Annotated in this window: 24 protein-coding genes; 10 read left to right on the forward strand and 14 right to left on the reverse strand. The window is 72.3% G+C overall.

All coding sequences use genetic code 11. The annotated features are described in order from the left end of the window. Positions 1-74 precede the first annotated feature (74 nt). On the reverse strand, positions 75-2,867 hold the full coding sequence (locus tag HEP85_RS09145) for a penicillin acylase family protein (protein ID WP_168527335.1): 2,793 nt from the start codon (positions 2,865-2,867) through the stop codon (positions 75-77). A 377-nt stretch (positions 2,868-3,244) separates the two neighbouring features. Between HEP85_RS09145 and HEP85_RS09150 the strand changes: the two genes are divergently transcribed. The 3 genes from HEP85_RS09150 (at position 3,245) to HEP85_RS09160 (ending at position 6,323) form a co-directional block, all read left to right on the forward strand. Next, positions 3,245-3,847 carry a hypothetical protein gene (locus HEP85_RS09150; RefSeq protein ID WP_168527336.1) on the forward strand — a complete coding sequence of 201 codons (603 nt, stop codon included), beginning with the start codon at positions 3,245-3,247 and terminating at the stop codon, positions 3,845-3,847. 458 nt (positions 3,848-4,305) lie between these two features. Further along, positions 4,306-5,034: a 3-keto-5-aminohexanoate cleavage protein gene (locus HEP85_RS09155; protein WP_369657658.1), complete on the forward strand. Its 729-nt coding sequence runs from the start codon at positions 4,306-4,308 to the stop codon at positions 5,032-5,034. Positions 5,035-5,255: 221 nt separating this feature from the next. After that, positions 5,256-6,323: an RNA ligase (ATP) gene (locus tag HEP85_RS09160; protein WP_168527338.1), complete on the forward strand. Its 1,068-nt coding sequence runs from the start codon at positions 5,256-5,258 to the stop codon at positions 6,321-6,323. Positions 6,324-6,360: 37 nt separating this feature from the next. On the opposite strand, the gene soxR is transcribed toward HEP85_RS09160, so the two are convergent. Continuing rightward, positions 6,361-6,870: a redox-sensitive transcriptional activator SoxR gene (soxR, locus tag HEP85_RS09165; protein WP_168527339.1), complete on the reverse strand. Its 510-nt coding sequence runs from the start codon at positions 6,868-6,870 to the stop codon at positions 6,361-6,363. A 107-nt stretch (positions 6,871-6,977) separates the two neighbouring features. On the opposite strand from soxR, the gene HEP85_RS09170 reads away from it, so the two are divergent. Continuing rightward, positions 6,978-7,439 carry a MaoC family dehydratase gene (locus HEP85_RS09170; RefSeq protein ID WP_168527340.1) on the forward strand — a complete coding sequence of 154 codons (462 nt, stop codon included), beginning with the start codon at positions 6,978-6,980 and terminating at the stop codon, positions 7,437-7,439. Between the two features lie 56 nt (positions 7,440-7,495). Here the strand turns inward: HEP85_RS09170 and HEP85_RS09175 are convergent, their stop codons facing one another. The 3 genes from HEP85_RS09175 to HEP85_RS09185 all read right to left on the reverse strand — a co-directional run bounded on the left by HEP85_RS09175 (position 7,496) and on the right by HEP85_RS09185 (position 9,683). Continuing rightward, entirely contained in the window at positions 7,496-8,125 is a 630-nt protein-coding gene (locus tag HEP85_RS09175) for a TetR/AcrR family transcriptional regulator (protein WP_168527341.1), read from the reverse strand. Positions 8,126-8,219: 94 nt separating this feature from the next. After that, positions 8,220-8,471, reverse strand: coding sequence for a YiaA/YiaB family inner membrane protein (locus tag HEP85_RS09180; protein ID WP_168527342.1), 252 nt, complete (start codon positions 8,469-8,471; stop codon positions 8,220-8,222). A 60-nt stretch (positions 8,472-8,531) separates the two neighbouring features. Then, positions 8,532-9,683, reverse strand: coding sequence for an acyl-CoA dehydrogenase family protein (locus HEP85_RS09185; protein ID WP_168527343.1), 1,152 nt, complete (start codon positions 9,681-9,683; stop codon positions 8,532-8,534). A gap of 84 nt (positions 9,684-9,767) precedes the next feature. Here HEP85_RS09185 and HEP85_RS09190 point away from each other — a divergent pair, with 84 nt between their 5' ends. The 3 genes from HEP85_RS09190 to HEP85_RS09200 all read left to right on the forward strand — a co-directional run bounded on the left by HEP85_RS09190 (position 9,768) and on the right by HEP85_RS09200 (position 12,271). Continuing rightward, positions 9,768-10,409 (forward strand): TetR/AcrR family transcriptional regulator, encoded by a 642-nt coding sequence (locus HEP85_RS09190; protein WP_329286632.1) that lies wholly within the window; start codon positions 9,768-9,770, stop codon positions 10,407-10,409. A gap of 98 nt (positions 10,410-10,507) precedes the next feature. After that, entirely contained in the window at positions 10,508-11,221 is a 714-nt protein-coding gene (locus HEP85_RS09195; RefSeq protein WP_329286634.1) for a winged helix-turn-helix domain-containing protein, read from the forward strand. 102 nt (positions 11,222-11,323) lie between these two features. Then, entirely contained in the window at positions 11,324-12,271 is a 948-nt protein-coding gene (locus tag HEP85_RS09200; protein WP_329286636.1) for a DMT family transporter, read from the forward strand. Between the two features lie 177 nt (positions 12,272-12,448). On the opposite strand, the gene HEP85_RS09205 is transcribed toward HEP85_RS09200, so the two are convergent. The 8 genes from HEP85_RS09205 to HEP85_RS09240 all read right to left on the reverse strand — a co-directional run bounded on the left by HEP85_RS09205 (position 12,449) and on the right by HEP85_RS09240 (position 21,113). Further along, positions 12,449-13,531, reverse strand: a complete 1,083-nt coding sequence (locus HEP85_RS09205; protein WP_168527345.1) for a zinc-binding dehydrogenase — start codon at positions 13,529-13,531, stop codon at positions 12,449-12,451. Positions 13,532-13,548: 17 nt separating this feature from the next. Then, positions 13,549-14,937, reverse strand: a complete 1,389-nt coding sequence (locus HEP85_RS09210) for an aldehyde dehydrogenase family protein (protein WP_369657659.1) — start codon at positions 14,935-14,937, stop codon at positions 13,549-13,551. 110 nt (positions 14,938-15,047) lie between these two features. Then, on the reverse strand, positions 15,048-15,500 hold the full coding sequence (locus tag HEP85_RS09215) for a DUF3574 domain-containing protein (RefSeq protein ID WP_168527346.1): 453 nt from the start codon (positions 15,498-15,500) through the stop codon (positions 15,048-15,050). Between the two features lie 18 nt (positions 15,501-15,518). Continuing rightward, on the reverse strand, positions 15,519-16,862 hold the full coding sequence (locus HEP85_RS09220; protein WP_168527347.1) for an ABC transporter ATP-binding protein: 1,344 nt from the start codon (positions 16,860-16,862) through the stop codon (positions 15,519-15,521). A gap of 170 nt (positions 16,863-17,032) precedes the next feature. Then, positions 17,033-17,182 carry a hypothetical protein gene (locus HEP85_RS09225; RefSeq protein WP_168524943.1) on the reverse strand — a complete coding sequence of 50 codons (150 nt, stop codon included), beginning with the start codon at positions 17,180-17,182 and terminating at the stop codon, positions 17,033-17,035. A gap of 162 nt (positions 17,183-17,344) precedes the next feature. After that, complete coding sequence (locus HEP85_RS09230; protein ID WP_168527348.1) at positions 17,345-19,612, reverse strand: molybdopterin oxidoreductase family protein; 2,268 nt, start codon at positions 19,610-19,612, stop codon at positions 17,345-17,347. A gap of 218 nt (positions 19,613-19,830) precedes the next feature. Further along, positions 19,831-20,451: a TetR/AcrR family transcriptional regulator gene (locus HEP85_RS09235; RefSeq protein ID WP_168527349.1), complete on the reverse strand. Its 621-nt coding sequence runs from the start codon at positions 20,449-20,451 to the stop codon at positions 19,831-19,833. After that, positions 20,448-21,113 (reverse strand): nuclear transport factor 2 family protein, encoded by a 666-nt coding sequence (locus HEP85_RS09240; protein ID WP_168527350.1) that lies wholly within the window; start codon positions 21,111-21,113, stop codon positions 20,448-20,450. Before HEP85_RS09240 ends, HEP85_RS09235 begins: the two co-directional genes overlap by 4 nt. Before the next feature lie 212 nt (positions 21,114-21,325). On the opposite strand from HEP85_RS09240, the gene hmgA reads away from it, so the two are divergent. The 3 genes from hmgA to HEP85_RS09255 are packed head-to-tail and all read left to right on the forward strand — an operon-like array spanning position 21,326 to position 24,672. Beyond that, a complete protein-coding gene (hmgA, locus tag HEP85_RS09245) occupies positions 21,326-22,666 on the forward strand; it encodes a homogentisate 1,2-dioxygenase (RefSeq protein WP_168527351.1) in 1,341 nt (446 codons plus the stop codon). Positions 22,667-22,693: 27 nt separating this feature from the next. Beyond that, the gene (locus tag HEP85_RS09250; RefSeq protein WP_168527352.1) at positions 22,694-23,443 is read left to right on the forward strand and encodes a GntR family transcriptional regulator; all 750 of its coding nucleotides are present in this window, start codon (positions 22,694-22,696) and stop codon (positions 23,441-23,443) included. Positions 23,444-23,484: 41 nt separating this feature from the next. After that, complete coding sequence (locus HEP85_RS09255; protein WP_168527353.1) at positions 23,485-24,672, forward strand: type ISP restriction/modification enzyme; 1,188 nt, start codon at positions 23,485-23,487, stop codon at positions 24,670-24,672. Between the two features lie 269 nt (positions 24,673-24,941). Here the strand turns inward: HEP85_RS09255 and HEP85_RS09260 are convergent, their stop codons facing one another. After that, the gene (locus HEP85_RS09260) at positions 24,942-25,211 is read right to left on the reverse strand and encodes a hypothetical protein (protein WP_168527354.1); all 270 of its coding nucleotides are present in this window, start codon (positions 25,209-25,211) and stop codon (positions 24,942-24,944) included. Positions 25,212-25,231: the final 20 nt, after the last annotated feature.

Below are 25,231 nucleotides of genomic sequence, written 5' to 3' on the forward strand. Positions count from 1 at the left end.
CGTACGGCCGATGCCCGGCGGCGGGTCGGGGGCTCCGATCCGCCGCCGGGCGGGAGTCGACGGCGCGACCGGGGTCAACGGTGCGACGTGTACTCCACGACCTGCTGGTACGTCGGCCGGTTCTGCCAGGTGATCCGGCCGTGCTTGATGCCGCCGAGCGCCCGCTGGACGATCGAGTCGGCGCACCACTGGTCACCCGCCGAGCACTGGTCGTCGCCGGGGTAGACCTGGGCGGCGGTCAGGCCCGCGGCCGTCTTGAGCGTGCTGATCAGGATGTCCCGGCAGGCGCTCAGGCTGCCGCCGCCGCAGTACTTCTGCGCCAGTCCGCCCTGCACCGGCTGACCCAGCACCGCCCTGATGTCCTTGTCGACATAGCTCCACCAGCCGTACTGGAAGGAGCTGCCCGCGTGCGCGCCGGTCGGGCCGTGCGCCGCGGACGGCGACTCGTCGATGGGCAGGTTGGCGGTGAAGGCGGTGTACAGGTCGGTGCCGAGGCCCGGCGCGAACTCGGCCTTGACCATCAGCGGCCACCAGGCGTCCAGGATGCGGATCGCGTCGGCGTTGGCGTAGGTCTTCGAGCCGGCCGAGGTCTCCTTGCGCCTGGCTCCGGCCGTCACCCAGTCGGACAGCTTGGTCACCGCCGCCGCGGCCGCGGTGTCCGTGACCGGCGAGCTCTTGACGACCTGGAGCAGCTTCGGCAGCACGTCCTCGGCGCGCAGGTCGGCCAGCGCCGCGTCGGCCATCGCCCGGGTCAGCGCGGACCTGGTCACCCCGCCCGCGGCGGCCAGCTTCTTCACCCGGTCCTCCAGGAGGTTGCCGCGGTGCACGGAGCCGTCGCCCCAGGGAGCCGAGGTGTAGTCCTTGGCCTGCTTGTTGTTCCAGGAGATGTAGTAGTCCTGGTCGACCGAGTTGGGGTGGGCGGACGCCGGGGTGTAGGCGGCGGTGTTCGTGGCCGGATCCCAGTTCTGCCACTCGTAGGCGGCCTGCGCCCAGACCGGGAACTCGGCGTCCACGCCACTCGCCCGCACCGGGTTGTCGCCACTGTTGTAGTACGCGGTGTGCGCGGAGTCGGCGTAGAACCAGTTGAAGGTGTAGTTGATGTGCTGCACCGCGCTCTGGAAGGTCCCCGGGCTCTTCACGTAGTCCGGGTCGTTGAGCATCTGGAAGCCGATGATCGAGTCGGCCTCGTGCATGTAGGAGGAGCGCAGGGTGGTGTAGGCGACCTTCTTGCCGCCGACCGTCGCGCGGTACTCCACCGGGCCGTACTTGGTCCGGTAGACCTGCATGCGGTACGAACCCGCCGCGGTGCCGTCCGCCGTGGTCGGCTTCCAGGAGTTGGTCCGCTCGACCTTGTCCATGGCGGTGCAGGTGCCGTGGTAGAGGTAGTGGTAGTCGTCCTGGCACAGCTCGACGGCGTAGGTGTCGATGATGTCCTGGCCGGACGTCGTCGCGCTCCACGAGTAGTCCTGGCCGCGGCCGAGCTCCACGTACATGCTCAGTCCCGCGAAGGAGGCGCCGCGTGCGCTGAGGCCCGGCCCCTGGATCTCCTGGAGCATGAGGAGCTGTGGCGCGAAGTAGCCGGTCTGCGGGCCGAAGACGGCGATCGGGTGGCCGCTGGCGGTGGCCTTGCCGCTCACCACGAGGGCGTTGGACATCCCGCGCTTGGCCGAGGTGAGCGTCGTCGCGGCCGCCGTGGCCGAGGCACCGGTGGCCTTGGCGGTGCCGGCGCTGCCGGCGCGGTCGTAGACGAGCGGCTCCTGGGCCACCGAGCCCGCGTCGGGCAGCGCCTCGCCCTGCGCGGTGTCGGGCTTGGTGGCGTACGGGAAGCTCTCGCCGTCGTGGACGGTGAGCGCGGCCTCGGGGTCGTTGCGTTCGCGGAAGGACTCCCAGACCTTGGTGCCCTCGGTCACGCCGTACTGGGACTGGGCGGCGAGCAGCGAGAGCGCGTTGTTGACCTCGCCGCCGCCTCCGGAACCGAACAGCGCGCCGATCACCGAGGCCAGGGCGACCAGGTCGGTGAGTTTGAAGTGGTCGATCGTGCCGGCGTTGGTGATGGCGTCCTTGTGGCCGGTCAGGACGTACTCGCCGGGGAAGTAGCGGCCGCTGTCGGAGGCGTCGATGTAGGAGTTGATGCCGTCGAGGTAGGCGTTGGCGTCCGCGAGGGCCTGGGCGCCGCGGGCGCCGGCGTTGGCGGTGGCGCTGTCGATCTGCGCCTGCAGATCGGCCTCGGTGTAGGGCGCGTTGCGCCAGAACTCCTGCTCCAGGCCCTGGTTGGAGGGGGCACCGCCGGCGAAGGAGGTCAGTTGGCCGCGGCCGACGTGCCGGAAGACGTCCATCAGCCAGAGCCGGTCCTGGGCCGCCGCATATCCGGCGCCGTACTCGGTCCCATAGCGGGTAGTACCAGTGATGTGGGGCACACCGGACTTCTTGTCGCGCACGATCGTCACGTCCGTGCGGCCGCCCGGCTTGGTGGTCGAGGCGACCTGGTCGGAGGCGACGCCGAAGGACGCGTCGTTGAAGAAGGTGTTGATCTTGTCGTCGGTGAGCGTGGAGTAGCCCGCGGCGAGGTTGCTGTACGGGCCGAGCTGGTCCTCGGCATGGTCGGGCTGGGTGCCGAAGACCTGGTTGAGGAGGATCTGGGCGAGGGTGGCGTTGCCGTTCTCGCCGGGCGGGAGGATGTCGGAACACTGACCGCCGCAGTAGTCGTTCGCGGCGAGCCCGGCCGTGCCGCCCGCGGCGGCGGCCTGGGTCAACGGGGACAGCAGACCGGCGACCAGGACGCAGATGGATGCGGCCTTCAGGAACTTGGGGAATCTGCGGGGAGTTCTCAGTCTGTCGAGGGTGGTACGTGGGGTGCACCGTGGCATGGCAGCTCCTCCCGACGGGGTGGGCCGGACGTTACCGCCGGTATCCCCGAGTTGGAAGATGAACATGCGTCAACTTTTAACGATCACAGGGTGGTTGAGGGACGAGGGGCCGCGCGGGAACCCCCGGTCGGCAGCCCTCGGGGATCACCGGGCCGCGGGAATCCTCCGGCGCCCCGGAGTCCCGACTCACAGCCGTTTCCACAGGTGAGAACAGCGAAGAGGGGTAGGCCGGGGGAGTTCGGCCGGTGACTTGTGGCCCTCGTCGGAAATCGGAGGGAGCCGAATCGCGTGTCGATACGTCTACTCGGCGACGTCCTTACGACGACGACGCCGAAGTGACCGAAGTACAGGTGCAGGTGTGACGGAGGTGCAGGGCGATGGCCGGTTTCCGGAGTCTGGCGAGACAGGTGCGAGATCCGAGGAGTGATCTGGCACTGCGACGCTATTCACTGCGCAAGTGCCTTGAGCGATTCGCCCCTTATGGGCATCGGGCGACCTGGGACCATCTGTGTTCCCGGGCCGGTTTCGGCCCGGAGGACCGGTCTCCCGACCCGGCGCGGCTCGTGGCCGCACTGGAGGAACTGGAGGAGGCCCGCTCCGTCTGGCTCGCCTACGAGGTCGGATTCGCCGAGCGTCGCAAGAAGGAGAAGCACGACGGGCTGCGCCGGCCGGGCAGCGTGGACGACTGGCACCGGCTGACCTGGGGCGGCTTCGGTGTCGCGTGGTGCGACGACCCCAGGATCCATCCCCGCGAGCCCATGGCCGAGGTGTTGCGCCGGCTGATCGCCGCGCTGGAGCGGGAGCCCGGGGCGGTCTGCCCCGTGTGCACCGGGGAGCGCCTCGCGTGGAAGTACGACCTGGCCCACGAACCGTCGTCGGGTCCGGTGTGCAGGGGCTGCGGGATCGTCGTGCCGCGGCCCGTCCTGACCCCCGCGGCGGTGGCGGAGGCGCGGCGCGGGCGGCTGCTCGTCTCGGCGTAGTCGCTCCGCTGGGTTGAGCGGTTGGGCGCGGTTGGGTTGGGGTGAGTTGTCCTGGTTGGGTGCGCTGGGGTGAGTGGCGGCGCGTGGGGGCTGCGGGTCAGTTGTCCGCCGCGGGTCGTTCGTGGCTGGGCGCGCAGTTCCCCGCGCCCCTCAAGACAGGCATGCCGCCCCGCCGTCCGCCGAGCGCTTCAGGTACGAGGGACTGCCGGTCAGGTGTCCACCGCCGGTCGTTCGTGGCTGGGCGCGCAGTTCCCCGCGCCCCTCAAGACAAGCATGCCGCCCCGCCGTCCGCCGAACGGTCCAGGTACGAGGGACTGCGGGTCAGGTGCCCACCGCCGGTCGTTCGTGGCTGGGCGCGCAGTTCCCCGCGCCCCTCAAGACAGGCATGCCGCCCCGCCGTCCGCCGAACGGTCCAGGTACGAGGGCTGCGGGTCAGTCCGGGTGGCAGGATCGGGGGTGTGGTGCAGGTTTGTCTGAATGGGGCGCGCGGGGCCGGTGACGGGGTCGGGGTGCCGTTGTCGCCCGGGGCGTTGGCCGAGTCCGCGGCCGGGGCGGTCGGGGCCGGGGCCACGGACGTTCATGTTCACCCCAAGACCCCCTGCGGGCAGGACACCTTGTCGCAGAGGGCGGTCGCGGCGGTCCTCGACGCGATCCGGGCCCGGGTCGACGTCCCGGTCGGTGTGACGACCGGCGCGTGGGCCGCGCCCGGTCCCGTCGCCCGCGTGGAGCGGGTCCGGTCCTGGACGGTGCTGCCCGACCACGCCTCGGTCAACTGGCACGAGCCGGGCGCCGAGGAGCTGGCGGCGGCGCTTCTCGACCGCGGCGTCGGTGTGGAGGCGGGCATCTGGTCCGGCACCGACGGCGCCGCCCGCTTCGCGGCGTCACCGCTCGGACCGCGCGTACTGCGGGTGCTGGCCGAGGTGACCGACCCCTCCCCGCGGACGGCCGAGCGGTCGGCCCTGGACCTCCTCGCCGGCCTCGGCACCGCGCACGGCGTCCCCGTCCTGCTGCACGGCGAGGAGGGCGGCACCTGGCCGGTGCTGCGGCTCGCGGGCCGGCTGGGGCTGGCCACCCGGATCGGGCTGGAGGACACCCTCGTCCTGCCGGACGGCGAGCGTGCGGAGTCCAACGCGCGATTGGTGGCCGAGGGACTGGTTCAGTACGGGGCCGCCCGGCGTCCGTCGTAGCGCGGGCCGGAAGGCGGGGCGGACGGCAGGCCGCGCGGCGCCGCGGGCCGACGTGCGCCGACGTGCGCCGACGTGCGCGGACGTGCGCGGACGTGCGCGGACGTGGGCCCCGGAAGCCGACGATAACAGCCGTAAATCCGCTCGCTCCACTCCTTTGCGGTCCGGACAGTTGGAGGCGATGAAACCGGGCTGAGAAACCCGCGGAACCCGAGGAGAGGCCGATGTCGACGCTGCGCGTCACCGCCGAAGTCCTGACCGTCCACGAGCACCCGAACGCCGACGCGCTCGAACTGGCCCAGGTAGGCCTCTATCGGGCCGTCGTCGCCAAGGGCACCTACCGCACCGGCGAGACCGCGCTCTATATCCCGGAGCAGTCCGTGCTCCCGCCCGGGCTGATCGAGGAGCTGGGGCTGACCGGACGGCTCGCGGGCAGCTCGTCGGACCGGGTCAGGGCCGTACGGCTGCGCGGAGAGCTGTCGCAGGGGATCGTCTGCCGCCCCAGGGCACTGGCGGACGTCGACCTGGCGCGCGCCGCCGCGGACGGCACCGACTTCGCCGAGACGCTCGGCATCGTCAAATGGGTGCCCCCGATCCCGCCCACCATGAGCGGCGAGGTCGAGTCCGCGCCCGGACTGCTGCCCTGGGTCGACATCGAGAACATCCAGCGGTACCCGGACATCTTCGCGCCGGGCGAGCCCGTCGTACTGACGGAGAAGCTGCACGGCTCGGCCTGCCTGGTGACCCACCTCGCGGACGAGGGGCGCGCGTACGTCTCCTCCAAGGGCTTCGGGGCCAAGTCGCTGGCGCTCAAGGAGGATCCGCGCAATCTGTACTGGCGCGCCGTGCACGGCCACGGGGTCGCGCGGGCCGCGGCCCGGCTCGCCGAGCGGCTCGGCGCGCGCCGGGTGGGCATCTTCGGCGAGGTGTACGGGGCGGGCGTACAGGACCTCTCCTACGGCGCCGACGGCCGCCGCGAGTCCCTCGGCTACGCCGTGTTCGACGTGTCCGCGGAGATCGACGGCGAGGTCCGCTGGCTGGACGCGGCGGCGCTGCTGGAGGGCGAACTGCCCCTGGTCCCACGGGTGTACGAGGGCCCGTACACCGTCGATCGCGTGCTGGACGCCGCCTCGGGCCGGGAGACGGTCTCCGGCCGCGGACTGCATCTGCGCGAAGGTGTGGTCATCAGGCCCGCGACCGAGCGGTACAGCCCGGTGACGGGCGGCCGGGCCATCGCGAAGGCGGTCAGCCCGGCGTATCTGACGCGCAAGGGCGGCACGGAGTACGAGTGAGCCGGACGGCGTCCGGCACGGCCTGGGAGCGCCGGGGTCAGCGACAGTCCTCGGACTCCCTGCGCCGCTCCGGCGCCGGCCGTGGCGCGGCACCCTGCTCGACCATGAGCCGGGAACCGGTCCGGCGCTCGCCGAAGACGTCGTCCGGGTTGGAGAGCACGCAGTTGTCCAGGGACAGACACCCGCATCCGATGCAGTCGGTCAGATGGTCCCTCAGCCTGCTCAACTGCTTGATGCGCTCGTCGAGTTCGGAACGCCATGCCTCCGAGAGCCGGGCCCAGTCCGCGCGCGTCGGGGTGCGCTCCTCGGGGAGCTCGGCGAGCGCCTCACGGATGGTGGCCAGCGGGATGCCGACCCGCTGGGCGGCGCGGACGAAGGCGACACGGCGCAGCGCGTCACGGTGGTAGCGGCGCTGGTTCCCGGTGGTGCGCCGACTGCTGATCAGGCCCTTGGACTCGTAGAAGTGCAGGGCGGAGACGGCGGCGCCACTGCGGGCCGACAGCTGCCCGACGGTCAGCTCGTGGATCTTCTCAGGGATCTGGGGCACCCCTCCAACCCTACCGACTTCGTCACCCGCCCGGTCCGTTGACATGCGCCCCGCACACGACCATGCTAAGCAGTCGCTTAGACATGGAGTTATGGGAGGTCAGCGAGATGGCAGAGCCGAGGACGTTCGCGACGGTCGACGAACTGCGTGCCGCCGTGGGCGAGCAGCTGGGATACAGCGACTGGGTCGAGATCGAGCAGAAGCGGATCGACCTCTTCGCGGAGGCGACCGGTGACCACCAGTGGATCCACGTCGACCCCGAGCGGGCCGCGTCGGGCCCCTTCGGCACGACGATCGCGCACGGCTACCTCACCCTGTCCCTGCTCCCGCTCTTCGGCCCGCAGCTGATCAGCGTCGAGGGCGTGCGGATGGGCGTCAACTACGGTACGAACAAGGTCCGTTTCCCCGCCCCCGTACCGGTCGGCTCACGGCTGCGCGCCACCGCGACGATCACCGGTGTCGACGACGTGCCCGGCGGCGTCCAGGTGTCCGTCGCCTTCGTCGTCGAGCGCGAGGGGGGCGACAAGCCGGTGTGCGTCGCGGAGTCCGTGTCGCGCTACTACGTCTGAACGGCGCGGGCCGCACGGCCCATGCCGGGACCGCTCCTCGGACCCGCTCCCCGGTCCTACTCCTCCTTGGACCCCACCATGCGCAGCACGAGGTCGGCGTAGAGCCCGCCGACCTCGTCGGGCGTGCGGGGACCGTCGACGTTGAACCAGCGGGCCACGTCGATGCAGAGCGAGAGCACCGCGAGCGTGGTGCCCGGGACGTCCGGCACGTCGAAGTCGCCGGCCGCGACACCGTCCTCGATGATCCCGCGCACGGCGGCGTCGGTCTGCCTGCGCAGCGCGATGATCTCGGCACGGGCCTCGGGGCCCAGCGCGTCGAGCTCGTACTGCACGACCCGCGCGGTGGTGTGCTGCCCGGCGTGCCACCGTACGAAGGACCGCACGGCGTCGGTGAGCCGCCCGGCGGCGTCGCCCTCGCCGTCCGCGGCGGTGCGCACGATGGCGAGGGCCTTGTCGTGCCCGATCCGGCTGATCCGGTGGAGCAGTTCTTCCTTGGTCTTGTAGTGGATGTAGAGCGCGGCCGGGCTCATGCCCGCCCGCCCGGCGATGTCCCGGGTCGTCGTCGCGTGGTACCCGCGCTCGGCGAAGGCCTCCACGGCGGCGATGAGCAGCCGCCGGGCCGCGTCCGGGGTGACCTCGGCCCACGGCTGCATCTCGCCGTCGGCCGTCTCCTGCGCCGTACTCATCGCTGGTTCGCCCCTTCCACTGGCAGGACGAACACCATACCTCTGATACTGAGCGAGCGCTTAGCGTGCCCGCTCAGGGCGGCCCGCCTCGCGCTCAGAGCTTCTCGAACGGACTGTACGAACGCTGCGTGAGATGTGCCTCCTGCCGGTCCCGGATCACCTTGGCCAGGGTGAAGCACGAGGTCACCAGATAGAGGACGGCGACGCCCAGGAAGGCGCGCACCCAGGTGTCGGCCTCCAGCTTGTAGATGCCGATGGCGGTCGCGACCATGGCGACGGCGAAGGAGGCGACCGCCTGGCCGTAGAAGGCGGCGGTGGACTGCTGCTTGACGGATGTGTCACTCATGCGGACCAGACTCGGCCGATTCGGTCCGGGCCGCATCCGCTCCCGTACTCACCCGCGTACTCAGAAGGCCGAAACCCCGGTCAGCGCGCGCCCGATGACCAGCTTCTGTATCTGACTGGTGCCCTCGTAGAGGGTCATCACCCGGGCGTCGCGCAGCAGTTTGCCCGCCGGGTACTCGTCGATGTAGCCATAGCCGCCGAAGACCTGGAGCGCGTTGTTCGCCGCGCGCACGGCGGCCTCCGAGGCGAAGAGCTTGGCCTTGGAGGACTCGGTGGCGAACGGCAGCCCGCGGTCGACGAGGTCGGCGACCCGCCAGGTCAGCAGGCGCGCCGCGTCCACGTCCACGGCGATGTCGCTGATCAGCTCCTGGACGAGCTGATGGTGGGCGATGGTCTTGCCGAACTGCTCCCGCTGGGTCGCGTACGTCACCGCGGCGTCCAGCGCGGCCTGGGCGATACCGACACAGCCGGCGGCCACCGACATCCGCCCCTTGGCCAGGGCGGCCATGGCCACGGAGAATCCCTTGCCCTCCGCCCCCAGCATGGCGCTCGCGGGGACTCGGACGTCCTCGAGGACGATTTCGGCGGTGGCCTGGCCGCGCAGGCCGAGCTTGCCGTGGACGGTGTGGCGCGTCAGCCCCGGCGTGTCCGTCGGCACCAGGAAGGCGGAGACGCCCCGGTGGCCGGGGGCGTCGGTCGACCGGGCGAACAGCAGCACCACATCGGCCCACGTCCCGTTGGTGATGAACATCTTGGTGCCGTTGATGACGTAGTCGTCGCCGTCACGCACGGCCCTGGTCGTCAGATGGCCGGCGTCCGAGCCGGTGCCGGGCTCGGTGAGGCCGAAGCAGCCCACCTGGGTGCCGGCGGTCAGCCCCGGCAGCCACCGCCGCTTCTGCTCCTCGCTCCCCCAGTGCGCGATCGTCTTGGCGACCAGGCCGAGCGAGACGGAGACGATGCCGCGCACGGACGAGTCCCCGCGCCCCAGCTCCTCCGTCACCAGGCAGTACGCGAGATGGTCGCCGCCGCTGCCGCCGTACTCCTCGTCGACCGTGAGACCGAGGAAACCGACCTCGCCGAGTTTCTTGACGAGGGACCGGTCGACTTCCTCCGCCCGGTCCCACTCGACCACGTGGGGGGCGATCTCACGGTCCACGAAGTCCTTGGCGAGCTGCCGGACGGCGGTCTGCTCCTCGCTGAGCTCCAGGTTCATGACGAACACCCCACGTGAAAGCCGTACATCCGAAAATGTAAATTAGCAGTGCTAGTTTAAGTCTGCAGCCCTACTATGTGCGCCATGGCCCGACCGCGCAAGCCCCTCCTCAGCACCGACCGGATCGTCGAGACGGCACGGGCCCTGGTGGACGCGGAGGGCCTGGCGACCCTCTCCACGCGCCGGCTCGCCGCCGAACTGGGAGTGAGCGGACCCTCCCTCTACAACCACTTCCGCACCAAGGACCAGATCCTGGAAGCGGTCGCGGACTCCGTGAGCGCACAGGTCGACCTCTCCATGTTCGAGGACGGACGGGACTGGCGCACCGCGCTGCACGACTGGGCCGTCTCCTACCGGACCGCCCTGCGCGACCACCCGAACATCGTCCCGGTCCTCGCGCGCGGCCCCGGCCGCCGGCCCGCCGGTCTGCGCCTGGCCGACGCGGTCTTCGGCGCGATGGTCGGCGCCGGCTGGCCGCCCGCGCAGGCCACCTCCATCGGCGCCCTGATGCGGTACTTCATCATGGGCTCCGCCCTCGGCTCGTTCGCCGGCGGCTTCGTCGACGACGAGACCGCGTACGACCCCGCCGACTACCCCCATCTGGGGCAGGCCCATCTGCTCGCCGAGCAGCAGGAGAAGATCGACGAGCGGGCGTTCGAGGTGGGTCTCACGGCGCTGCTGGACGGGCTGGTGCAGCAGTTCCAGCGGGTGACCGGGACGGAGTAGCCGGACCCGGCAAGGAGTGTGACCGGACCCGGGCCCGTGCGGGCCTCGCCCCCCATGGTTCGGCCGGCGCCGACATGTTCCTGACGCATCCTGGTCGTATGAGCAGACGGAAGGATCCGGTCGCGCCCGGTCTGGCGGCGCTGGCCGGGATGATCGCCGACGAGACCCGCGCCGTCTTCCTGCTCGCGCTGCTCGACGGCCGCGCCTGGACCGCCGGTGAGCTGGCCCGGCACGCCGAGGTCGCGCCGTCGACGGCCAGCGAACACCTCGGCAGACTGGTCGCGGGCGGCCTGCTCACCGAGGAGCGGCAGGGCCGCCACCGGTACGTACGCCTGGCCGACAGCCGTGTCGCACAACTGGTGGAGGACCTCGCCGCCCAGGTCGCCCCCGGCGCCGCCGGGCGTCCCCGCTCGCTGCGGGAGGCCGGCGCGGGTTCCGCGATGGCCCGCGGACGCACCTGCTACGACCATCTCGCCGGACGGCTCGGTATCGCCCTCACCGACGCCCTCACCCAGCGCGGGCTGCTGCGCCAGGACACCGGCTTCGCCCTCACGGACGCGGGCCTGCGCTGGTTCGACACGGCGGGCATCACCCTGGACCGCACCGGCCGGCGCCCTCTCAGCCGCGCCTGCCTCGACTGGACCGAGCGCCGCCCCCACCTCGCCGGCACGGCGGGCGCGGCCCTGTGCCGCCACGCCCTGGACGCCCACTGGTGCGTACGCATCGGATCGGAGCGCGCGGTCAAGGTCACGCCGGAGGGGGAGCGCGCCTTCACGGAACTCCTGGGCATCGAGGCGACGGCACTCCACTGAGCGATCCCGCCACACCCGCTCCTCGCCCCTCGCCCCTCGCCCCTCACCACGGCGTCCGGAATCCGCCAGACCCGCACCCCGCCCGTACCTAGTCTCAGGAGCATGATGAACGCCTCCTCCCCTGCCCCCGCCCGCCGCGCGGAGCTGCTCGCCGCGGGCGCGGCGACGGTCACCGTCGTGCTGTGGGCCTCCGCCTTCGTGTCGATCCGCAGCGCGGGCGCGGTGTACTCCCCGGGGGCGCTGGCGCTCGGCCGGCTGCTGGCGGGGGCCGTGGCGCTGGGCACGATCTGTCTGCTGCGGCGCGAGGGCCTGCCCCCGCGGGAGGCCTGGCGCGGGATCGCGCTGTCCGGCCTGCTGTGGTTCGGCTTCTACATGGTCGTGCTGAACTGGGGCGAGCAGCAGGTGGACGCCGGTACGGCAGCACTTGTCGTGAACACCGGCCCGATCCTGATCGCGCTGCTCGGCTCCCGGCTGCTGGGGGACACGATGCCGCCGCGGCTGCTCGCGGGGATGGCGGTGTCGTTCGCGGGCGCGGTCGCGGTCGGGCTGTCGATGTCCGGCGGGGGCGGTTCCTCGGTCCTGGGGGTGGTCCTGTGCCTGCTCGCGGCGATCGGCTACGCGGCGGGCGTCGTCGCCCAGAAGCCTGCCCTCGGCCGGGCGAGCGCCCTCCAGGTCACCACGTTCGGGTGTCTCGTCGGCGCCGTCGCCTGCCTGCCGTTCGCGGGGCAACTGGTCCACGAGGTGGCGGACGCACCCGCCTCCGCCACCCTCAACGTCCTTTACCTGGGCGTCTTCCCGACCGCACTGGCCTTCACGACCTGGGCGTACGCCCTGGCCCGGACCACCGCGAGCCGGATGGGGGCGACCACGTACGCGGTCCCCGCACTGGTCGTCGCGATGTCCTGGCTGTTCCTCGACGAGATACCGGGGCTGCTGACCCTGGCGGGCGGCGCCCTGTGCCTGGCCGGGGTCGCGGTGTCGCGGTCCCGGCCGGGAGCCACCGTTCCGGCGCGCGCGACGGCCTCACCTCGGCCGTCGGAGCGCGCCTGACAGAAGGGGGGCGCGACAACAAGGAGGGGCACGCCCGGGTAGAGGGCACGCGAGGTTCGGGGGCACGCCCCGGCCGGGGACCCGCCCGGGTTCGGGGGCACGCCCCGGCCGGGGACCCGCTCAGGTTCGCGGGCACGCCACGGTGGCAGCCGCCCGCTCCCCCCGCGATCCCACCGGCTAGAACACCACGAGCGCCCGTCCGCCCTTCCCGGCCACCATGTTCTCGAACGCCCCCGGGATCCCCTCCAGGCCGATCCGCTCGGTGACCAGCATCGCCAGGTCCAGTCGGCCCGCCCGGACGTGTTCGGCGAGCACCGGGAGGTCGCGCGCCGGGTCGCAGTTGCCGTACACACAGCCGGCCAGGGTCCGCCCCCAGTGGAAGATCTCCAGCGCGTTGAAGGTGACCTGCTGATCCTTGCCGCCGATGCCGACGACCGTGGTGCGGCCGCCGCGGCGGGTGGAGTCCCAGGCGGCGCGGATGGTCACCGCGCGGCCGACGCACTCGACGGCCACGTCGACGCCCTGCTTGCCGGTGAGGGCGCGGATGTCGCGGGCGGTGGTGTCGGAGGCGACGACGTAGTCCGTGGCGCCCGCGGCACGGGCCAGCGACTCCTTCTCGGCGGAGACGTCGACGGCGACGATCTTCGAGGCGCCCGCGATCCTGGCGGCCTGGAGCGCCGCGAGACCCACCCCGCCGACCCCGAACACGGCGACGCTCTCGCCGGGCTGGACCCCGGCGGAGTGGTGGACGGCGCCGTATCCGGTGAGGACGGCGCAGCCGAGCAGGGCGGCGTCGGTGAGCGGGACGCCGTCCGGGGCGGGGAGCACGCATCCGGCGGCCACCACCGTCTCCTCGGCGAACGCGGCCACGTTCAGGCCGGGGTGGAGGTCGCTCCCGTCGGACACGCGCCGTGCGTACACGTTCCCCGCGCCGGTCAGCGCGTTGGCGCACAGCCACACCTCCCCCAACGTGCAGGCATGGCAACTTCCGCAAGAGGGGGCCCAGTTGAGGACCACCGCCGCACCGGGGGCGATGTCCGTCACGCCCTCGCCCACGGCGACGACGGTCCCGGCGCCCTCGTGACCGAGGACGGCGGGGACGGGCACCCGCATGGTGCCGTCGGACAGCGAGAGGTCGGAGTGGCAGACTCCGGCGGCGGCCAGCCGGACGCGGACCTGGCCCGGGCCCGGCGCGGGGAGGTCGATCTCGGCGATCTCCAGCGGAGCGCCCACGGCGGGAAGGACGGCAGCGCGAACCATGTGCGTGCTCCTGGGGTCTAGAACTGCAGGGACTTGGTCTGGAGGTACTCGGACAGGCCGTGTGTGCCCAGCTCGCGTCCGACTCCGGACTGCTTGTACCCGCCGAACGGGGCGCGGGGGTTGAAGCGTCCGCCGTTGATGTCGACCTGCCCGGTGTCGAGCCGTCGCGCGAACGCCACCGCCTCCGCCTCGTCGCCCGCCCAGACGGCCCCGGCCAGCCCGTAGACCGTGCCGTTGGCGATCCGGACGGCGTCCTCCTCGTCCTCGTAGCGCAGGATCGACAGCACCGGCCCGAAGATCTCCTCCTGGGCGATCGTCATGCCGGGCTCGACATCGGCGAAGACGGTCGGGCTGACGAAGTACCCTTGGGGGCGCGGGGCTTCGGCACCGCCCACGACCAGCCGGGCGCCCTCGGAGACGCCCTTCTCGATGTAACTCCGCACCCTGGCCTGCTGCTTGGCGTTGACCACCGGGCCGATGCGGTCGCCGTACTTGAGGGCGGCCGCAGCGGCGAGCTCCACGGCCTCCTCGTACCGTGAGTCGTGCACCAGCATGCGGGTCCAGGCGCTGCACGTCTGGCCGGAGTTGGACATCACGTTCGCGACGCCGACGTTGACCGCCTTCGCGAGGTCCGCGCTCGGCAGGATCACGTTGGCGGACTTGCCGCCGAGTTCCAGGGCGACCCGCTTGACGGCGGCGCCGGCCGCGGCGCCGATCCGCCGGCCGACGGCCGTGGAGCCGGTGAAGGAGACCAGGTCCACGTCCGGGTGCTCGGCGAGGGCCTGGCCCGCCACCGGACCGAGCCCGGTGACGAGGTTGAAGACACCGGCCGGCACGCCCGCCTCCGCGACCGCCTCCGCGAAGAGCTGGGCGGTCAGGGGGGTGTCCTCGGCGGGCTTCAGGACGATCGTGCAGCCGGCCGCGAGCGCCGGGGCGACCTTGGCGACGATCTGGTGGAGCGGATAGTTCCAGGGTGTGATCGCTCCGACCACCCCGACGGGCTCCTGGTGGACGACCGAGTTGCCGACCCTCTCCTCGAAGGCGTACGTGGCCGCGAGTTCGGCGTAGGAGCCCGCGACCAGGATCGGTACGCCCGCGTGGACCGCCTGCGAGAACGGGAGCGGCGAGCCGAGCTCCGCCGTGACGGTCTCGGCGATCTCGTCCTTGCGGGCGTCGAGTACGTCACGCAGGGCGGCCAGCCGCGCGGCGCGCTCGGCGGGCGGGGTCGCGGCCCAGGCCGGGAAGGCGGCGCGGGCGGCTCGTACCGCGGCGTCGACGTCCTCGGCGGTGCCCGCCGGGACCCGGCCCACCACCTGCTCGTCGGCCGGGTTCACCACCTCGATGGTGTCGCTGCCGGCGGCGGGGCGCCAGGCCCCGTCGATGTACATGCCGTCATGTGCCTTCATCGTGTTCCTCCCGGGCGGGGCCGCGTCGGTCCGGACCCTAAACTAGCGATGATAGTTTTGTGGCGCCAGAGGGATCGGGAGGCGCGTACGGCCCGGACGTCCCCGCGGCCTCAGAAGTCCGCCCGGGTGCGCGCGTCGAGACGGGCCACGGACTCCTGCCCGAACGTCCTCTCGTACGCCGTCCGGATCCGTTCGATCCCCGCGGCCCGCGCGCCGGCCTGCGCCGCCGGATACAGCAGGACCAGTTCGTACGACCGCTCGCGCTCGATGACGCCGTGCGCGTCACGGTACTGTCCGCGGCCGTCCCGCACGGTGAGCCCCTCGGGGAAGGCGGGCGTCACCTCGCGGTCGACGAAGGCCATGAACTGCGGGTCGGTCACGGCCGGTCCGCCATCGGGCCGCTCGGTGCCGAACAGCAGCCGGGTCTCCTCGTAAGTCCTCGCCGTGGCCGGGGCGTTCGGGCCCGCGTCGTCGAACAGGGCGTACGCGGCCGGGGCGCCGGCGGCGAGCAGGGCGGTGGCGGTGGCGGCGCCCACCCGGGCGCGGATGCCGAGCACGGACATGCCCGCATGCCGGCGAACTCACTCGTCCAGGTCCGGCAGCCGCGCCGGAGCGGGGCAGATGCGTTCGCCGTGCTGGTCGAAGACGAACAGGTGGGCGAGGTCGACCAGGAGGGGGACCTGGAGGCCGTGCCGGAGTTCGAAGTCGGGGGTGGTGCGGACGACGAGGTCGCCGGGCAGGCGCCCCTCCGGCGGGACCTCGTCGGCGCGGGCGGGTTCCGTGTCGCCCGGGTGCTCCAGGACGACCACGGGCCCGACCCGCCGTCCTGCCGCCCGCTCCCGGAGGCGGCCCAGGACGGTGCCCTCACGGCGCCGACGGCGCACCGGACGGACCGGACGCGGCGCCTCCAACTCCGGTACGAAGGCGGGCCGCGAGCCGGTGTTGAAGTGGACGAGCACCTCGTGTCCCTGGAACTCCACGTGTTCGACCAGGCCGCTGATCGCCACCTCGCCGGGCCTCGCCTCGGACGGTCTGGCGATGCGGACCCCCTCGGAGCGCAGGCCGACGATGACCTCCCGGCCCTGCTGCACCCGTAGCAACTGGTGGTCGAGACAGAGGGGTTCGGGCAGCCGGAGGTACTGCCGGCCGAGGCTGATCGTCATGGCGCCGTCGAGCGGTGCCCGGACGAGGCCGCGCAGCAGATTGATACGGGGCGTGCCGATGAAGGCGGCGACGAAGACGTTCGCGGGCAGTGCGTAGACCGTGCGGGGCGTGCCCAGTTGCTGGAGCACGCCGCCGCGCAGGACGGCGACCCGGTCACCGAGCGAGAGCGCCTCGGCCTGGTCGTGGGTGACGTACACCGTGGTGACGCCCAGTTTTCTGGTGAGGGAGGCGATCTCGGCGCGCAGGTGGTTGCGGAGCTTGGCGTCGAGGTTGGACAGCGGCTCGTCCATCAGGAAGGCGGAGGGGTGCCGGGCGATGGCGCGGCCCATCGCGACGCGCTGGCGTTCGCCTCCCGACAGCTGATTGGGGAAGCGCTCGAGGAGGTCCTCGATGCCGAGCATCCGGGCGGTGGCGTCGACGCGCGGGCGGGGGTCCTCGCCGGGTGTCTCGATGCGCAGCGGGAAGCCGATGTTGTCGCGGCTGGTCATGCTCGGGTACAGGGCGAAGTTCTGGAAGACCATCGCCATGTCCCGTTCGGCCGGCGGCAGATCGTTGGCGAACTCGCCGTCGAGGCGCACCTCGCCCTCGGTCGGGTCCTCCAGCCCGGCGATCATCCTCAGCACGGTCGACTTTCCGCAGCCGGAGGGTCCGAGCAGGACCAGGAACTCTCCGGGCCTGATGTCCAGCGAGAGCCGCTCCACCACGCGGACGCCGCGCGCGTACGACTTGCTGACCTGGTGCAGGGAGATGGCGCGTGTCATGAAGGGTGCCCCCGGGGGCTCACAGGGCGCTGGTGCTCCGCGGTCGGACGTCCCGGGCGGGTCGCGGGGGACGTATGAGTCACGGAAGCTAACGGACCGCGCACGCCCGGGGGAAGACACCCGGCGGGATCGGTCGGCACGGTTCACCCCGGGAGGAAACGGACGATCGCCTACCGCTCGGGCGAACTTCCGAACAGCGGCGGACAGCGGCCGATGGCCGTCAGACGATGCCGCACACGGTCCCGGACGCCGAAGCAGAAACCGTCGTTGGACATGGAACAGGTGAGCGGGATGCTGAGGACACCGGTGACGAGGGCCATGTGCATCCCCGACGCGTCGGGGATGCAGGGATGGTCGGCATGGAGGAATACCTCACGTTCGCCCTTGAACTCCCGCCGGGGCCGGCGGTGCGACGACGTCAGGTCGGGCCGGAATCGGTTCACAAGATGTTGACGCGTGAGCAATAGGCGCAAAACTCCAGGTCACAGCCTCGTCTCGGCGAGCGCGAGCTCGACGGGGACGCCATTGAGCACCGCCGTGCCCGACAGCGGGTCGAGGAGCGAGCCGTCGAGGAGCTGGTTGACGTTCACGCCGGGGTCGAGAGCGGCGTGGCTCATCCGGGTGCCGGGACGGTCGTGTCCCCAACCGTGCGGCAGACTCACCACTCCGCGCCGCACGGCGTCGGTGACCTCCACGGGGGCGGTCACCTCTCCCCCGGCCCCCTTGATGCGTACGGCCGTCCCGTCGGCGAGGCCGAGACGCGCGGCGTCCTCGGGGTGGACGTGCAGGGTGCAGCGGTTGGAACCGCCGGTGAGCGCGGGCACGTTGTGCATCCAGCTGTTGTTGGAGCGCAGATGTCGGCGGCCGACGAGCACGATCGCGGCCGGGCGTTCGCGCAGGGCGTCCCGCAGCCGCGGCAGGTCGTCGGCGATGGGGGCCGGCAGCAGTTCGATCCTGCCGCTGCGGGTCTTCAGCGGCTGCGGCAGGCGGGGGCGCAGCGGCCCGAGGTCGATGCCGTGCGGACGCGCGAGGAGCCGGTCCAGGTTCAGACCGTCCGGGCGCGCGCCGAAACCGTCGCCGTAGGGGCCGAGGCGCAGCATCATGTCGAGGCGCCGCTCGGGTCCGGTCTCGCCGGTGAGCGCCGCGGCGAGTTCGCGGGGGTCGCGCCGGTGCACCGGTCCGTGCGCGTCCTTGCCCGCCTTGGCGAGGGTGGAGTCGACGACCATGGCGTCGACGGCGGACGGATCGGTCCCGTGCATACCGGTCGCGGCCAGCACCAGCCGGGCGAGGATCTCGGTCTCCGCCATCCGGCCGGGTTCGAGGGGGACGGCGGGACGGTTGTAGCGGACCTGGTTGCGCACGGCGAGGGTGTTGAAGGCGAAGTCGTGGTGGGCGCTCTGCGAGGGCGGGGGCGGCGGCAGGACGACGTGCGCGTGGCGGGAGGTCTCGTTGAGGTAGGGATCGACGCTGACCATGAAGTCGAGCGAGTCGAGGGCCTTGTCGAGGCGGTCGCCGTCGGGGGCGGACAGGACGGGGTTGGCGGCGACGGCGATGACGGCGCGGACCGGGGCCCCTTCGGGCGTGGCGGTGTCGATCTCCTCCGTCAGGGCGGACAGCGGCAGTTCGCCCTTGGCCTCGGGGTACCGGCTCACCCTGCTGTGCCAGCGGCCGAGCGCGAAGCCGTGACCGGGGCCGGCGGGCCGGGGTGTCCGGTCGGTGGCGGCGAGCGGGAAGAGGGCGCCGCCGGGCCGGTCCAGGTTGCCGGTGAGGATGTTGAGGACGTCGACGAGCCAGCTGGCGAGGGTGCCGTGCGGAACCGTGCAGCTGCCTATGCGTCCGTAGACGGCCGCGGTGGGGGCGGCGGCCAGTTCGCGGGCGAGGGCCCGGATGGTGTCGGCGGGTACGTCGCAGGCCTCGCTCGCGGCTTCGGGGGTGAAGTCCCCCACGGCGTCCGCGAGTTCCTCGATGCCCTGGAGGTGCGGCGTGAGCTCGCCCGGGTCGACGAGCTTCTCCTCGAAGAGGACGTGGGCCATCGCCGCGAGCAGCAGGGCGTCGGTGCCGGGCCGGACGGCCACGTGACGGTCGGCGAGTTTGGCCGTGCGGGTCCGGCGCGGGTCGATGACCGTGAGCGTGCCGCCGCGGGCCCGCAGCGCCTTGAGCTTGCCGGGGAAGTCGGGTGCGGTGCACAGACTCCCGTTGGATTCCAGGGGGTTGGCGCCGATCAGCAGGAGGTGGTCGGTGTGGTCGAGGTCCGGCACCGGGATGGCGTTGGCATCGCCGTAGAGCAGGCCGCTCGACACGTGTTTGGGCATCTGGTCGACGGTGGAGGCGGTGAAGACGCTGCGGGTGCCGAGGGAGCTGAGCAGGACGGTCGGGTAGAGGGCGCCGGCCATGGTGTGGACGTTGGGGTTGCCCAGGACGACGCCGACGGCGTGCGGGCCGTACCGGTCCACGACCGCGCGCAGTCCCGCCGCGACGGCGTCGAAGGCCTCCTCCCACGTGGCCTCGCGCAGGACGCCGTCCTCGCGCACGAGGGGGGTGCGCAGTCGGTCGGGATCGCCGTCGGCGGCCCCGAAGGACGCGCCCTTGGGGCAGAGGAACCCCTTGCTGAACACGTCGTCGCGGTCGCCGCGGGCGCCGGTCACCCGGGTGCCCTCGATGGTGAGCGTCAGCCCGCAGGTGGCCTCGCACAGGGGGCAGACGCGCAGGGCGGTGCGGGAGTCTCGGGTGGTGCCGGAGGTGCGGGACACGGATCCTCCCGGAGGACGGTGGCGGCGGTGGCACACGGACGCAGACGCGGACGAGCATACCGACCGGTACGGATGACCGGGAGGGGCTCTCGGGGGCGAGATCGGAAATCTCCGTATCGCCGCCCCGGCCGGCGCCCGGTTCGGAATTCCCCGTATCCCCGCCACGGCTCGCGCCCGGTTCGGAACTCTCCGTACCCCCGCCCCCGCCCGCGCCCCGTTCAGTCGAGGACCCGGCCCAGATAGGCGCGCAGCAGTTGCCGGGTCTCGTCGATGATCCGCTCGTCGCCCTCCGGTGCGACCCGGAAGGCGAGGTGGACCAGAGTGTCCGCGGCCTCCACGGCGACGAGGAAGGTGCGCCGCAGGTCCTCGTCGGGGGTGCGGTCGAGATAGCCGGAGAGCAGCTCGGTGAGCCGTTCGGCGACACGGGTGTTGGGCTCGGCGTAACCGGAGCCGACCGGGATCTGGTTGCCGAAGTCGACCAGGGTGAAGCCGGGCGCGGTGCGTTTCATGGCGAGGTACTCGTCGAGCACGGCGTCCATGGCGGCCCGCCAGCCTCCCTCGCCGTCCGACTCCCCGAGGCGTTCGGCGACACGTTCGGTGTAGTGCTCCAGGTTGCGCTGGGCCAGCGCGTCGGCCATGGCGCGCTTGTTGCCGAAGAAGCGGTAGACGGAACCGATCGGGACACCGGCGCGCTGGGCCACGGCCCGGGTGCTCAGGGCGTCGTAGCCGACCTCGTCGAGGAGTCCGGCACAGGCGTCGAGGATCCTCGTCAGTCTTTCGGCGCTGCGCCGCTGGACGGGCGCACGGCGGAGCGGGGTCGCGGGGGGCACGGGCTTCATGATGCCTTTCCGCCGGTGTCCGGTGAACCTCCCGTGTCGGTGCGGGCCGTGCCGCCGTTCCCGCTCGTCGCGGTCGTCCCCGTGCTGGGCAGGGTCGCCGTGGCCGCTCCCGTGGGGGTGACCGTGCGGGTCGGAGTCCGCGTCGGGGCGGGGCCGTGCGTCGGTCCGGCCACGGACGCCGTGATGTCGGCCGTGCTCTGCACCGGCTTGCCGTGCACGGCCCACACCGTCCGGTCGTCCGCGTAGAGGCGTGCGGTGACATGGTGGGTGCCCCGCGGCACCAGGCCGCCGGCGAGGTGGTGTTCGGCGGTGCGCAGCGTGGCGATGGCGCGGCCGTCGAGGTAGAGCAGGGCGACGCCGCGGCCGGTCACGGCCCGGGCCCTCGCCCCGGCGGGCGAGAAGTGGAAGTGGTGGACGCTCAGGCGCACGTCCCAGCCGTGGTCGAAGTCCGGCTGGACCTCGATCGCGACCTCGGGCGCGTTCTCCTTGCCGACCTCACGGTAGTGCCGTCCCCTCTCGTCCGTCCCGTCCAGGAGTCTGCCCACGGGCGAGGCCGACACCCGCTCCCCTCGCCCGTGCCCGTCACCGGAGCCGCAGCCCGCCGGTCCGCCGAGCAGGGCGCAGACCGCGAGCGCGGCGAGCGGTCCACGCTTCCACGACATGCCCGGGAGAGTAGAACAACGGTCCGACGGCCGGATCCCCCTGAAGTCGGGTTCTCGGTCCGTGCGGCAAGCCCTGGGGCGTACGTCGCGCCCGGACCCCGGCCGCGCGCCGTGGCCGTGGCCGGTCCCGAGCGGTGCTTCGAGCGCCCTCTTGCGCACGGTGACGTCGAATCCTACGGTGATGCATAGGAATCGGGCGCGAGGGAGCGATCATGAGCGGGGACGCGAGGAAGACGGCCGAGGGGCTGGCCTACCTCTCCGGATTCGGCAACGAACACAGCTCGGAGGCGGTCCCGGGGGCGCTGCCGCACGGCCGCAACACGCCGCAGCGCGCCCCGCTCGGGCTCTACGCGGAACAGTTGAGCGGTACGGCGTTCACCGAACCCAGAGCCCACAACCGGCGTTCGTGGCTGTACCGGATCCGCCCGTCGGCCGCGCATCCCGCGTTCGCGCGCACGGACAACGGCACGCTGCGCTCGGCTCCGTTCACCGAGACCGAGCCCGATCCCAACCGGCTGCGCTGGAACCCGCTGCCGGAGCCCCCCGCGGGCACGGACTTCCTCGCCGGCCTGTGGACGCTCGGCGGCAACGGCGACGCGACGCGGCGCACGGGTATGGCGGTGCACCTCTATCACGCCAACTCCTCGATGGAGCGGGTGTTCAGCGACGCCGACGGCGAGCTGCTGATCGTGCCGGAGCGCGGCGGACTGCTGCTGCGGACCGAGTTCGGACTGCTGCGGGTGGAGCCGGGCGGGGTCGCGCTGATCCCCCGAGGGGTCCGGTTCCGGGTGGAGCTGCTCGACGAAGCGTTCGACGGCGGGCCCGGCGCGTCCGCCCGTGGCTATGTGTGCGAGAACTACGGGGCGCCCTTCCAACTCCCCGATCTGGGCCCGATCGGTGCCAACGGACTCGCCAACGCCCGCGACTTCCTCGCACCCGTGGCCGCGTACGAGGACTCCGAGGGCCCGGTCGAGGTCGTCAACAAGTTCTGCGGCAACCTCTGGACGGCGACGTACGACCACTCTCCGCTGGATGTCGTCGCCTGGCACGGCAACCATCTGCCGTACGTCTACGACCTGCGCCGTTTCAACGTGATCGGCACCATCAGCTACGACCACCCGGACCCGTCGATCTTCACGGTGCTGACCTCGCCGAGCAACACCCCGGGGCTCGCCGGCGTCGACTTCGTCGTCTTCGCGCCGCGTTGGCTGGTGGGCGAGGACACCTTCCGGCCGCCGTACTTCCACCGGAACGTGATGAGCGAGTACATGGGACTCATCGAAGGGGCGTACGACGCGAAGGCCGAGGGTTTCGTGCCGGGAGGCGGCTCGCTGCACAACATGATGTCGGCGCACGGACCGGACCGGGAGACCTTCGACCGGGCGAGCGCCGCGGAACTGCGGCCCCAGAAGGTCGACGACGGGCTCGCGTTCATGTTCGAGACGCGCTGGCCGGTGACCGCCACGGCGCAGGCGGCGGGCGCGGAGCACCTGCAGCGCGGGTACGACGACGTGTGGCAGGGCCTCCAGCGGCACTTCCGCCCGTTGCGCTGAGCTGCGGCGACCGGTACGGATACCTTCGTGACCTCCTTCGCCCCGGATTCGATCGTCCTGAACCGCAAGTTGCCGCTCTGGTATCAGGTGTCGCAGTCCTTGCGCGCCTCGATACTCGGGCGGTCGCCCCAGGACCCGCTACGGCTCCCGACCGAGGAGCAGTTGGCCGGGCACTACGGGGTGAGCGTGCTCACCATGCGGCAGGCGCTCAAGGAGCTGGAGGACGAGGGGCTGATCAACCGCCATCGCCGGCGGGGCACGTTCATCGAGCCGAGTGCGCGGCGCGGTGCGCCCGTGCGGCTGCTCGGCTCGGTGGACACCATCGTGGCCCAGCAGTCGGGCATGACGACCGAGCTGCTCGGCCATGGACCGGCCCCGCTGCCCGCCGAACTCGCCGAGTACTTCCCGGATGTGGCCGAGGTGGGCACCTACCACCGGCTGCGCAGCGACGAGAAGACCGGTGAGCCGACGAACCACGCGCGCAACTACGTGCGTCCCGAACTGGCGGCGCTGATCGACCCGCAGGACCTGGTGCGCTGGCCCATGACCAAGGTGCTCCGGGACGTGGTGGGCCTGCGCATCAGCCGGATCACCGACACCGTGGAGGCCCGGCTGGCGGACCCGGAGACGGCACGGCTGCTCCAGGTCCCGCTGCTCAGCCCGATCCTGCACTACACGGGCATCGTGTACGGCGAGGACGGTGTCGCCCTGGACGTGGCCCGCATCCACTACCGCGGGGACCGCTTCTCCTTCACGGTCACCCTCGACGCCCACTGACGACGGCGTACGAGGACGGTGTGCGCGGCCCTCGTCGTACGATGCCCAGCGTGACGCACGACGACGACGCTCCGCTGCTCGCGGACCTCATGCCGTGGTCGGTCGCACCGCCGAGGCTGGGGCGGGGGTGGCCGGCCGCTCCCGACGCCGCGTCCCTCGGAGCGCGGTGGGACGCCCTGCTCAGGGCCGAAGGGCCGGACCGCGAGGCGCTGTTCGGCTCCACCCGCTCGCGCACTCCGCGGTCGGCGGTCCCGCAGCTTCCGGGGCAGTCCACCGGGACGGGGCGGCTGGCGCGCGAGTCGGGTCCCTGTCCGGAGCCGGTGCGCGTCCTGCACGGCCCCTTCGACGAGCAGTGGCTGATCCCGGACCACCGGCTGATCGACGCGGCGCGCCCCGAACTGTGGCGGGTGGCCGACGAGCGGCAGGCGTTCGTGGTCGAGCAGACGGTGGTGCCCGGCACGCCGGGGCCGGTCCTGCTCGCCACGTCCCTCCTCCCGCTCGGTGCCGGACGCGGCGGACGGATCCGTCCCCTCTACCGGCGTCCGGGCGGCCTCGAACCGAACCTGGCACCCGGCCTGACGGCACACCTGGGCGCCCGGCTCGGCCGCTCCCCCGACGCCCTGGACGTCCTGGCCTGGACGGTGGCGGTCGCACGGCCGGGCCGGGGTGGCCGCGTCGTCCCCCTCACCGCCGACCCGGAGGTCTGGGAGCGCGGGGTCGAACTGGGCCGCGGGATGCTGCGGCTGACGCGGCGCGACGGCGAGCGTCCCAAGCTGCCCGGAGGCCGCCGCCCGTACGTCCGCGCACCGCTTCCCGCCTCCCCCCTCGAACTGCGCTACGACCGGGACGAGGAGGCCCTGCGTCTCGGTGAGGGCCGGATCTCTCCCGTACCTCCGCATGCCTGGGACTTCGAGGTGGGCGGGGTGCGCGTCCTGGAACAGTGGTTCGCGGAACGCACCGGGACGGGCGGACCGGGCGTTCTGGAGGCGATCGGGCCGGCGACCTGGCCGCAGACCCGGACCTCCGAGCTGCTCGAACTCGTCACGGTGCTGGCGCTGCTCGGGGAACTGCGGCAGCGGCAGGCGGAGCTGACGGTGCGGGAGGCGCCGGTCGGCGCGAGCGAGCTGCGCGCGGCGGGAGTGCTGCCGGTGCCGGAGGCGGCACGACGGCCCGCGTCCGTCCTCGATCACCACGAGGAGGGCCCGGAGGGCCAGTTCGCCCTGCTCTAGTGCCACTGGTCCAGTGCCGCTGCTTCAGTGCCGGGCCGGGGACCGGTTGGTCCGGTTCTCGGCCGGGACCCAGGGGCCGGGAGAGTGTCCACTGGATCTGCGCGCTGCCGGGCGGGAGTCAGGGCGCGTACGAGAACGAGGATGTACCCGCGCCCGGGGACACACCGGGGCGACGCTGCGCGCCGTGGGGATGACGGGCGGCGAGAGCGCAGCGTGCGCGCCGGGGTGGTGTGGTCCCCTGAGCGCGGGTCGGGTACCGCGTGACCGGACTAGTGGCCGCCGAACAGGGAACGACGAAGTCGCTTCAGAGGTGCGAAGAGCGAGACCCGCCGAACGCGCGCGCCCCTGCTGTTGTTGTCCTGCGTGGTGTCACGCGCGGTGAGCTCACGCATCAGCGACGTCGCCTCGATCGTCTCGCGCTGCGGTATGGCAGGGCCACCCAGCACCGCCAGATGGCGGTCGAGTCGCGAACTGGTCGCGCTGCTCCCGCAGGTGATCGCAGGGACGCGTGCCCTGCTGCGCACTGTTATCTGTTCCATGTCTCTCCCCACCCGTACGA

Origin of the sequence: Streptomyces sp. RPA4-2, assembly GCF_012273515.2 — a bacterium.
In the GTDB taxonomy this organism is placed as follows: domain Bacteria; phylum Actinomycetota; class Actinomycetes; order Streptomycetales; family Streptomycetaceae; genus Streptomyces; species Streptomyces kaempferi.

Bases quoted from the DNA above. Each gene is read 5' to 3' on its own strand.
- HEP85_RS09225 (WP_168524943.1), bottom strand. From the start codon at position 17,182: ATGGCCCTCGTCACCGGTGTCCTCAGCATCCCGCTCACCTGTTCCATG.
- HEP85_RS09185 (WP_168527343.1), bottom strand. From the start codon at position 9,683: ATGAACCTGGAGCTCAGCGAGGAGCAGACCGCCGTCCGGCAGCTCGCC.
- HEP85_RS09145 (WP_168527335.1), bottom strand. From the start codon at position 2,867: ATGCCACGGTGCACCCCACGTACCACCCTCGACAGACTGAGAACTCCC.
- HEP85_RS09220 (WP_168527347.1), bottom strand. From the start codon at position 16,862: ATGACACGCGCCATCTCCCTGCACCAGGTCAGCAAGTCGTACGCGCGC.
- HEP85_RS09260 (WP_168527354.1), bottom strand. From the start codon at position 25,211: ATGGAACAGATAACAGTGCGCAGCAGGGCACGCGTCCCTGCGATCACC.
- HEP85_RS09180 (WP_168527342.1), bottom strand. From the start codon at position 8,471: ATGAGTGACACATCCGTCAAGCAGCAGTCCACCGCCGCCTTCTACGGC.
- HEP85_RS09170 (WP_168527340.1), top strand. From the start codon at position 6,978: ATGGCAGAGCCGAGGACGTTCGCGACGGTCGACGAACTGCGTGCCGCC.
- HEP85_RS09200 (WP_329286636.1), top strand. From the start codon at position 11,324: ATGATGAACGCCTCCTCCCCTGCCCCCGCCCGCCGCGCGGAGCTGCTC.
- HEP85_RS09195 (WP_329286634.1), top strand. From the start codon at position 10,508: ATGAGCAGACGGAAGGATCCGGTCGCGCCCGGTCTGGCGGCGCTGGCC.
- HEP85_RS09240 (WP_168527350.1), bottom strand. From the start codon at position 21,113: ATGTCGTGGAAGCGTGGACCGCTCGCCGCGCTCGCGGTCTGCGCCCTG.
- HEP85_RS09210 (WP_369657659.1), bottom strand. From the start codon at position 14,937: ATGAAGGCACATGACGGCATGTACATCGACGGGGCCTGGCGCCCCGCC.
- HEP85_RS09150 (WP_168527336.1), top strand. From the start codon at position 3,245: ATGGCCGGTTTCCGGAGTCTGGCGAGACAGGTGCGAGATCCGAGGAGT.
- hmgA (WP_168527351.1), top strand. From the start codon at position 21,326: ATGAGCGGGGACGCGAGGAAGACGGCCGAGGGGCTGGCCTACCTCTCC.
- HEP85_RS09205 (WP_168527345.1), bottom strand. From the start codon at position 13,531: ATGGTTCGCGCTGCCGTCCTTCCCGCCGTGGGCGCTCCGCTGGAGATC.
- HEP85_RS09190 (WP_329286632.1), top strand. From the start codon at position 9,768: ATGGCCCGACCGCGCAAGCCCCTCCTCAGCACCGACCGGATCGTCGAG.
- HEP85_RS09215 (WP_168527346.1), bottom strand. From the start codon at position 15,500: ATGTCCGTGCTCGGCATCCGCGCCCGGGTGGGCGCCGCCACCGCCACC.
- HEP85_RS09255 (WP_168527353.1), top strand. From the start codon at position 23,485: ATGCCCAGCGTGACGCACGACGACGACGCTCCGCTGCTCGCGGACCTC.
- HEP85_RS09160 (WP_168527338.1), top strand. From the start codon at position 5,256: ATGTCGACGCTGCGCGTCACCGCCGAAGTCCTGACCGTCCACGAGCAC.
- HEP85_RS09235 (WP_168527349.1), bottom strand. From the start codon at position 20,451: ATGAAGCCCGTGCCCCCCGCGACCCCGCTCCGCCGTGCGCCCGTCCAG.
- HEP85_RS09175 (WP_168527341.1), bottom strand. From the start codon at position 8,125: ATGAGTACGGCGCAGGAGACGGCCGACGGCGAGATGCAGCCGTGGGCC.